The sequence below is a fragment of the Methylophaga sp. UBA4204 genome, from assembly GCF_002379485.1.
Lineage (GTDB): Bacteria > Pseudomonadota > Gammaproteobacteria > Nitrosococcales > Methylophagaceae > Methylophaga.
This window is the reverse complement of record NZ_DFTU01000022.1, coordinates 11,263-18,515: the sequence shown is the minus strand read 5'-3', so window position 1 is coordinate 18,515 and position 7,253 is coordinate 11,263. Positions and strand designations below refer to the sequence as shown.

General features: G+C 43.8%; 7 protein-coding genes and 1 pseudogene. 6 read left to right on the top strand and 2 right to left on the bottom strand.

The genetic code is table 11. From position 1 onward, the window contains the following. A partial coding sequence (locus B3182_RS02985; protein WP_292751473.1) for a 3'-5' exonuclease occupies positions 1 to 1,478 on the top strand: 1,478 nt, incomplete at its 5' end. 47 nt (positions 1,479 to 1,525) lie between these two features. Continuing rightward, entirely contained in the window at positions 1,526 to 2,263 is a 738-nt protein-coding gene (locus B3182_RS02980; RefSeq protein WP_292354005.1) for a YcnI family protein, read from the top strand. A 62-nt stretch (positions 2,264 to 2,325) separates the two neighbouring features. Here B3182_RS02980 and B3182_RS02975 read toward each other — a convergent pair whose 3' ends face one another. Then, entirely contained in the window at positions 2,326 to 2,544 is a 219-nt protein-coding gene (locus B3182_RS02975; protein ID WP_292354007.1) for a hypothetical protein, read from the bottom strand. A gap of 654 nt (positions 2,545 to 3,198) precedes the next feature. On the opposite strand from B3182_RS02975, the gene B3182_RS02970 reads away from it, so the two are divergent. From B3182_RS02970 to B3182_RS02955, 4 genes are all read left to right on the top strand, one after another. Next, positions 3,199 to 4,560, top strand: a complete 1,362-nt coding sequence (locus tag B3182_RS02970) for an MBL fold metallo-hydrolase RNA specificity domain-containing protein (protein ID WP_292354009.1) — start codon at positions 3,199 to 3,201, stop codon at positions 4,558 to 4,560. A 445-nt stretch (positions 4,561 to 5,005) separates the two neighbouring features. After that, entirely contained in the window at positions 5,006 to 5,602 is a 597-nt protein-coding gene (locus B3182_RS02965) for a hypothetical protein (RefSeq protein WP_292354011.1), read from the top strand. Positions 5,603 to 5,701: 99 nt separating this feature from the next. After that, on the top strand, positions 5,702 to 6,340 hold the full coding sequence (locus B3182_RS02960) for a hypothetical protein (RefSeq protein WP_292354012.1): 639 nt from the start codon (positions 5,702 to 5,704) through the stop codon (positions 6,338 to 6,340). A gap of 90 nt (positions 6,341 to 6,430) precedes the next feature. Continuing rightward, the gene (locus tag B3182_RS02955) at positions 6,431 to 6,781 is read left to right on the top strand and encodes a DUF2200 domain-containing protein (protein ID WP_292354014.1); all 351 of its coding nucleotides are present in this window, start codon (positions 6,431 to 6,433) and stop codon (positions 6,779 to 6,781) included. A gap of 29 nt (positions 6,782 to 6,810) precedes the next feature. On the opposite strand, the pseudogene B3182_RS02950 reads toward B3182_RS02955, so the two are convergent. Continuing rightward, positions 6,811 to 7,253: pseudogene (locus tag B3182_RS02950) on the bottom strand (MFS transporter); the annotation flags it as partial.

Below are 7,253 nucleotides of genomic sequence, written 5' to 3'. Positions count from 1 at the left end.
AGGCCTATAACGCTGTGGATTTTGATGACCTGATTTTAAAGCCAGTGATTCTGTTTCGTGAACACCGTGATGTGTTGCAGAAATGGCAGGCGAAAATTCATTATCTGCTGGTGGATGAATATCAGGATACCAACGGCTGCCAGTACGAGCTGGTCAAACAATTGGTTGGCATTCGTGAAAAGCTCACCGTGGTAGGGGACGATGATCAATCAGTTTATTCCTGGCGTGGCGCACGCCCTGAAAATCTGGTGCAGCTGCAAACGGACTTTCCCAGATTAAATCTGATTAAACTGGAACAGAACTATCGTTCGATGGGCCGTATCCTGCGAGTTGCCAATAAACTTATCAGTCATAACCCCCATGTGTTTGAAAAGCGCTTATGGAGCGCTATGGGTGAGGGCGATGCCATTCGGATCATTGGTTGTCGTGATGACGAGCATGAATCGGAAAAAGTCATTTCCGAACTGCTATATCACAAGCTCAAACACCAGGCGAGTTTCAAGGATTATGCGATTTTGTATCGCAGTAATCATCTGTCCCGTTCGCTGGAAAAAGTGTTACGCGAACATAATGTGCCGTATTTTTTGACCGGTGGCACCTCGTTTTTCTCGCGAGTCGAAGTCAAAGACATCATGGCCTATCTGCGACTGCTGGCCAATCAGGATGACGATAATGCGTTTTTACGGGTCATTAATACCCCACGTCGTGGTATCGGTTCATCCACCTTGCAGGCGCTTGGTGAATACGCCGCCAAACGTAACACCAGTATGTTCGGAGCCTGTTTTGAAATGGGATTGGCGGAAAGCCTGCCAGCTAAATCAGTGCAGAATCTGGAAGTCTTTACCCGCTGGCTGATTGATATTGCTGATCGCGCTGCTCGTGGCAATCTGCTGGACGCGATCAAAGATATGATCGAGGAAATCAATTACCGCGGCTGGCTGGAAGAAGTCAGCGGCGATCCAAATAAAGCCAATCGTCGTATGGAAAATGTCGATGAACTGGTTAGTTGGATCGAACGAATGATTGATCAGGACACCGAAGAAAAATCGATAGGTGATATTGCTGCACGTTTAACGTTGATGGATATCATGGACCGTCAGGCGGATGAAAATCAGTCCGATGCAGTGCATCTGATGACGTTACATGCTGCTAAAGGGCTGGAATTTCCACATGTATTCATTGTCGGTATGGAAGAAGAAATCCTGCCACATCGAACCAGTATTGAAGAGGATTCCATCGAAGAAGAACGGCGTCTGGCGTATGTTGGCATCACCCGGGCACAACGCAGCCTGGTAATGACGCTGGCAAACACCCGCAAACGTTATGGCGAAAAGGTGGATTGTGAAGAGAGTCGTTTTCTTCGCGAATTACCACCAGAAGACTTGATTTGGATGACCGAAAAAACACAGGTCGATCCAGAAGAGCGAAAAGAGCGTGGCAAAGCCCATTTATCCAATATTCGCGATATGCTTAAGTAGCACATAGGTTGTATAACCTATTAGCGGATACGACTAAGGCGGTAAATATGAAAACAAAACTTCTGTACCTGGCGATGATGATTCCTGGCCTGGCAAATGCTCAAGTGTTTCTGGAACAGACTCAGGCCGAAAGTGGCAGCTATTACAAAGGTATACTCACCGTAACAGCAGGCTGTGATGGTTCGTCCACTACCTCCATTACCGTCGATATTCCCGAAGGTCTGCAATTTGTACAACCCATGCCCAAAGCAGGCTGGCAGCTGGAAATTGTTAAAAAACCTGTTGAACGACCCTTCTTTAAGGATGGGATTGAGATAACCGAAGCAGTAAGACAGATCACCTGGTCGGGTAATTCATTACACGATATTCATTTTGATGAGTTTATTTTCCGGGGCCGTGTCGGCGTTGGAGCTACCAGCGTGTTGTATTTCCCAGTTATTCAGAAATGTGAAGCAGGTGAACTGTATTGGGATCAAATTGCTGAGGTGGAACCGGTCAAAAAAACCATGCCCGAAACTGGTCCCCAATCCGTGATTGATCTGATGGAAGAAATGGAAGGGCTGGATAAAGAGCATCAAAATGATCAAGCGAAAAAATCAGAAATTTCAAGCGACGATGATCAGGTAAAAGCCGATCAACATCACCATGGTCATCAGATGGATATGACGGATACAGCCGATAAAATGGATCATTCAGCCCATTCTGGACATGGACAAACCACACTGCAACACCCCGCCCCGTTTGTCAAAGTGGTGGATGGCACCGGTGACCATCATCACCATTAATTCTCTCTGACTGAATAAAAAGGGCCCAGTTTTTAATTTAAATTGGGCCCTTTTTTTATGCATTATGGAGGAGTAGGCGGCTGCGGCATAGGCGGTGCGTCTTCAGCCTCTTTTTGTTTATCCTCATCCGGATCATCAGCCGGCTGATAGGTTCCTTTCGAAGGGTTTGGAACCTGAGGTGATTTTTCATCTTCTTTGTCCTCATATTCAGACTTTTTAGAAGCGGCGATAATAGTGGAGATACTCACTGAGCTTTCTCCATGGTTTTGTTGTAGTGTCATTAGGTTATTTCCTTAAGGTAGTTAAAGAAGATATCTTGCAGCAATTGCAAGACTGGAATGACTAACGCGATAATTTGCAGGGGGTAACCATTCAATGTGGCTAACAGTATCTCAAGGTGAAAAATGAATTCGCCTTACGCATAACCTGCTTAGAGATTTACAGAATTGAAATGCTTTAGTGTTTTCTACAGTAACGTATATAAACAAAAATACAAGAACATGAGTTAAGACGATCCTGAATTATGTTCATTCAAATCTGCCCATGACTATTGCCAACCTTAATTTCAATTAATTCTGACTTTTTGATTTTAAATAAACAGGGCATTTTTGTCCGGTATTTAATAACGCATTAACTTTTAGAAATTAACTACAGAGACCCAAAGGGCGCAGAGAAAATAAGCTTTACTATCGATACATCCCTACTACATTAAAGAGATCTAAATATTCCAGTCTTTACCGAACCTTTTAATTTAGATGGTCAATGTAGGGTGGTCTTCCAACTTAAAGGCAGTCCTCTGATAAGTTGCGTCTCTGGTAAGATTGGTAAAGCAGAAGTCACCAAAGATTTGACCCATATCAACTGTTTGAATGTCTAACCCCAGTAAACTTGTTCTCTAGCTAAAACAGCATTTGCCAGACAAGGATCACACGCATATGAAACTTCGCTTTCTCGGTGGTACCAGCACAGTAACCGGCTCCCGCTATCTACTTTCTGATGATAACCACCGGTTACTGGTGGATTGTGGTTTGTATCAAGGAGTGAAAACACTGCGACGGCGTAACTGGGCGCCATTTCCGATAGATCCTTCAACTATCAATGCCGTGGTACTCACTCATGCTCATATCGATCATTCCGGCTATCTGCCGGCACTGGTGAAGAACGGCTTCAAAGGCAAAATCTACTGCACCAAGGCCACCCACGAACTGTGTAATGTGTTGTTACCAGATGCTGGTTATCTCCAAGAGGAAGATGCCAAATATGCGGCTCGCAAGAAGTTCTCAAAACACCAGAGCCCTGAACCGTTATTTACCGAAAAAGACGCCAGAGAAGCATTAAAACACTTCGAATCCCTGCATTACCACGAGACATTTGAGCCAGTAAAAGGCTTTGAAGTCAGCTTTACCCCCGCGGGGCATATTCTGGGTTCATCCTGTGTGCATGTTCATCACAAAGCTTCAGACCGCACAGTGGTATTTTCGGGCGATGTAGGGCGACAAAACGACATTATCATGCGGCCGCCGGAACCACTCCAGCAAGCAGATGTACTGGTATGCGAATCCACCTACGGTGATCGCCTTCATGGTGAATCAGATCCCGAAGCGGTACTTGCAGAAATCATTACCAAAACCGCAGCACGAGGTGGTATCACGCTGATGCCTGCTTTTGCTGTTGGCCGAGCACAAATGCTGCTGTATGTGGTGCATAAACTGATGGGAGAAGGCAAAATCCCCGAAATGCCGGTCTACCTGAACAGTCCGATGGCTATCAAAGCCACGGAGACTTTCATCAAGCACCACAAAGAACATAAGCTGGACCAAAGCCAGTGCGCGCTGATTGATGCTCAAACTCAGTACATCCGCACAGTAGAGGAAGCTATTGAACTGGATACCATGCGCTACCCGTGTGTGATTGTTTCCGCAAGCGGTATGGCCTCTGGCGGTCGGGTTTTGCATCACCTTAAAACTTTGTTACCCAATCCCCGTAACAGTATTGTATTTGCGGGTTTCCAAGCCCCAGGCACCCGTGGTGATGCGTTGGTGAATGGGGCTCAATCCGTCAAAATCCACGGAGCGTACTGGCCGGTAAAAGCCGAAATTCATAATATGGATTCCATGTCTGCTCATGGTGACTACAATGAAATCCTGACATGGTTAGAGCAGGGTAACCTCAAGCCAGATAAAGTTTACGTCACCCACGGCGAAGTCGTCGCCAGTGACACCATGCGTAAACACATCACCGAAAAGTTCGGCTGGGATACCGAAGTGCCAGAGCTGTTTGAGGAAGTTGATATTTGATAGCTCGTGAGCTTTTAAAAATAACCACAGAGACACAGAGGGCACAGAGAAGAATTTTGAAATGCAGACTCTCTTTTAATGGCAGCTAATGAATTCGTCTGAATCAAATTCAAATCTTCGATTCATCTTTATATTTCAAATAAATCAAAGGTTTGTTTTAATTTCAAAAACCATATAAATTGTGATCTATCTCACATTTTGAGGCCGATATGGATATTCAGCTCACATCAACTCAATCCCAAGCCTGTTCAGGCAGAAAATTATTCGTTAATCATTCACGATTAATTCATACAGCAAAATCCTACCTGAAAAAAAACAAATATTTCAATGCCTTATTTGGCGCGAGATTATTGCGCCACATCTATAATCCATTCCCGTTAAGAATTATTATTGAGTCACAGGACTCATTCCCATGTTAAATGTATATCCAACATAGGGTTAGCAGATGAAAGTTTTAGACATTCGTGCAGTCGTAATAGCGTTAGTATGTGTGGCCCTATCTGCTTGCGCATCAATTGAAAAAAGCAGGTTGGCGGAACAGCCCACCAATCAGCCGCTTTTAGCTGGCAAAGGCGACATCGTGCTGAGAGTTAACAAGAAACGTGATCTAGAAAACGCATTTGGTAATGCTGATATTTTCGGGCGTAAAACAAACGAAGGTTTCAGTGAACTTCGGTTCGTTGGGATTGAAAAATCAGGAGCGGTAGTTTTTTACCGAAACGATGTTCAAATAATAACCAATGAGACGACTATGAGTCGCAGTGGAGCTTCGACAACTTACGGTTCTGCAAACACGACAGCTTCCGGAAGTTACTATGGGAATGAAAATTACGGAACTGTCGGCGGGAGAGCCTCCACCAATTACTCGTCAACTACTTTGTCGCCAACAAGCGATTTTCACGCCATTATTCCACAGGGCGCCACACCAATAATATTAAAACCAGGCGATACCTCAATTGTGATGGAAGGTTATGTTGTGGAGGTTCTTGATGTGAGCAGCAGTGCTCTGAAATACCAAATTTTCGAACCATCAGATCTTTGAACCAGTTATTAATTTTCAATTGACTCTGACACTTTTGATTCATTCCCTCGTTACTTAATATCCATCATTATTTACCTGAAGACAAACTAAGGAAAAAAAATGAATAAAATAGTAATTGCCGTAACATCAACTACTCTCGGTTTCATTGTCCTGGCACTTGTCATTTCATGGCTAAGTGATAACGAACAAGTCGGCAAATTGGCACCATCTGTTATTGATTGTCAGATTTACGAAGCCGGCGAGGCTTGTAATGACCTTTTAGAGCTTGGAGTATCACCAGAGCAATCTAAGAGTAATAAGTTTTCCCAATTGGAGAGTTCTGAAATAGCTGAAAGCCATGATCCAGAAGAAATGGAGAACCAGATTGATTTAACCTATCAGCACTTAGCTGAGAACAGCCACACTCTGCCAGAAACATTTACTCAAAGATGGTCCTACACAAAGGTATCCCAAAAACAAATAAACACCAAACAACTGCAATTGATAGCAGCTAAATGTATCATAACAAGGAACCAGAATGGCCGCGAATGTCTTGAGTTATTCGAATTAGGCATTGCTCCTGGATTGTATTTGAATAATCAAACGTATCTTGAAAAGACATTCAAAAGAATCGCTAGTGCAGCAGAAAAATCAGACCCTAGTTTATTAAAAGATCTGGATGTGTATACGCATGAATTTGCTTCAGAGAATGGCATATCATTGCCCGAAAGTTATACTTCTCGCTGGCCTAAACCATAATTAAGTCAAAACCATTTTTGGATGTGAAATGACAGGAATATCAAGGGGTCAGCAAACTTGATATGAGACCAACGCTATTTGGGGATAAAAATGGCTAAACATCCTATCTTCACCATGCCATTTTCCAAGGTTTATCCGCTTTATATTCAAAAGGCTGAACGCAAAAATCGAACGAAAGCGGAAGTGGATCAAGTCATCTGTTGGCTGACCGGTTATGACCAAGCTGACTTAAAACTACAAATCGAACTGGAAAATGATTTTGAAACCTTTTTTGCTCAAGCTCCAGCCATTCATCCAAATAGCTCACTGATCAAAGGTGTGGTTTGTGGCGTTCGGGTTGAAGAAGTCGACGACCCATTAATGCAGAAAATTCGTTATCTGGACAAGCTTGTTGATGAGCTGGCTAAAGGCAAGTCGATGGAGAAGATTCTCCGGTACTAAAACCAGCTATCAACAGACTAGATACTTGATTAATTATGCGCGTGCTCCGGATGAGGACGATGATCTTCTACCCATTGATCGTCCATGCGTGGATCCATTTCAGCAAGAACGCTGCCGGATGCTGCCGGAACGGCAACATAGACATTCATATGGTCTTCTGAAACTCGCTCGCTTTGTAATGAGTAATAGCCTAATACCAAGGCAAACAACGCCAGCACGATAAAAAAGGCGATTGCTGAAAATCCCAGTACAAAACCCAAAACTAACGGTGCAATAAATGACCCGAAGCCATACGAAAACAATAAGGTTCGGCTAATCTCAACCAGGTCGGTGTTTTCATCAAATACATCATTGGCCCGGGCAACACTCAAGGGATAAATGCTGAACAAACTGACACCCAATAAAAATCCCACTGTATAAAGCAACGCCACACTATCACGCCAAATCAAAGGCAAAATCAGCATCAGCAGCC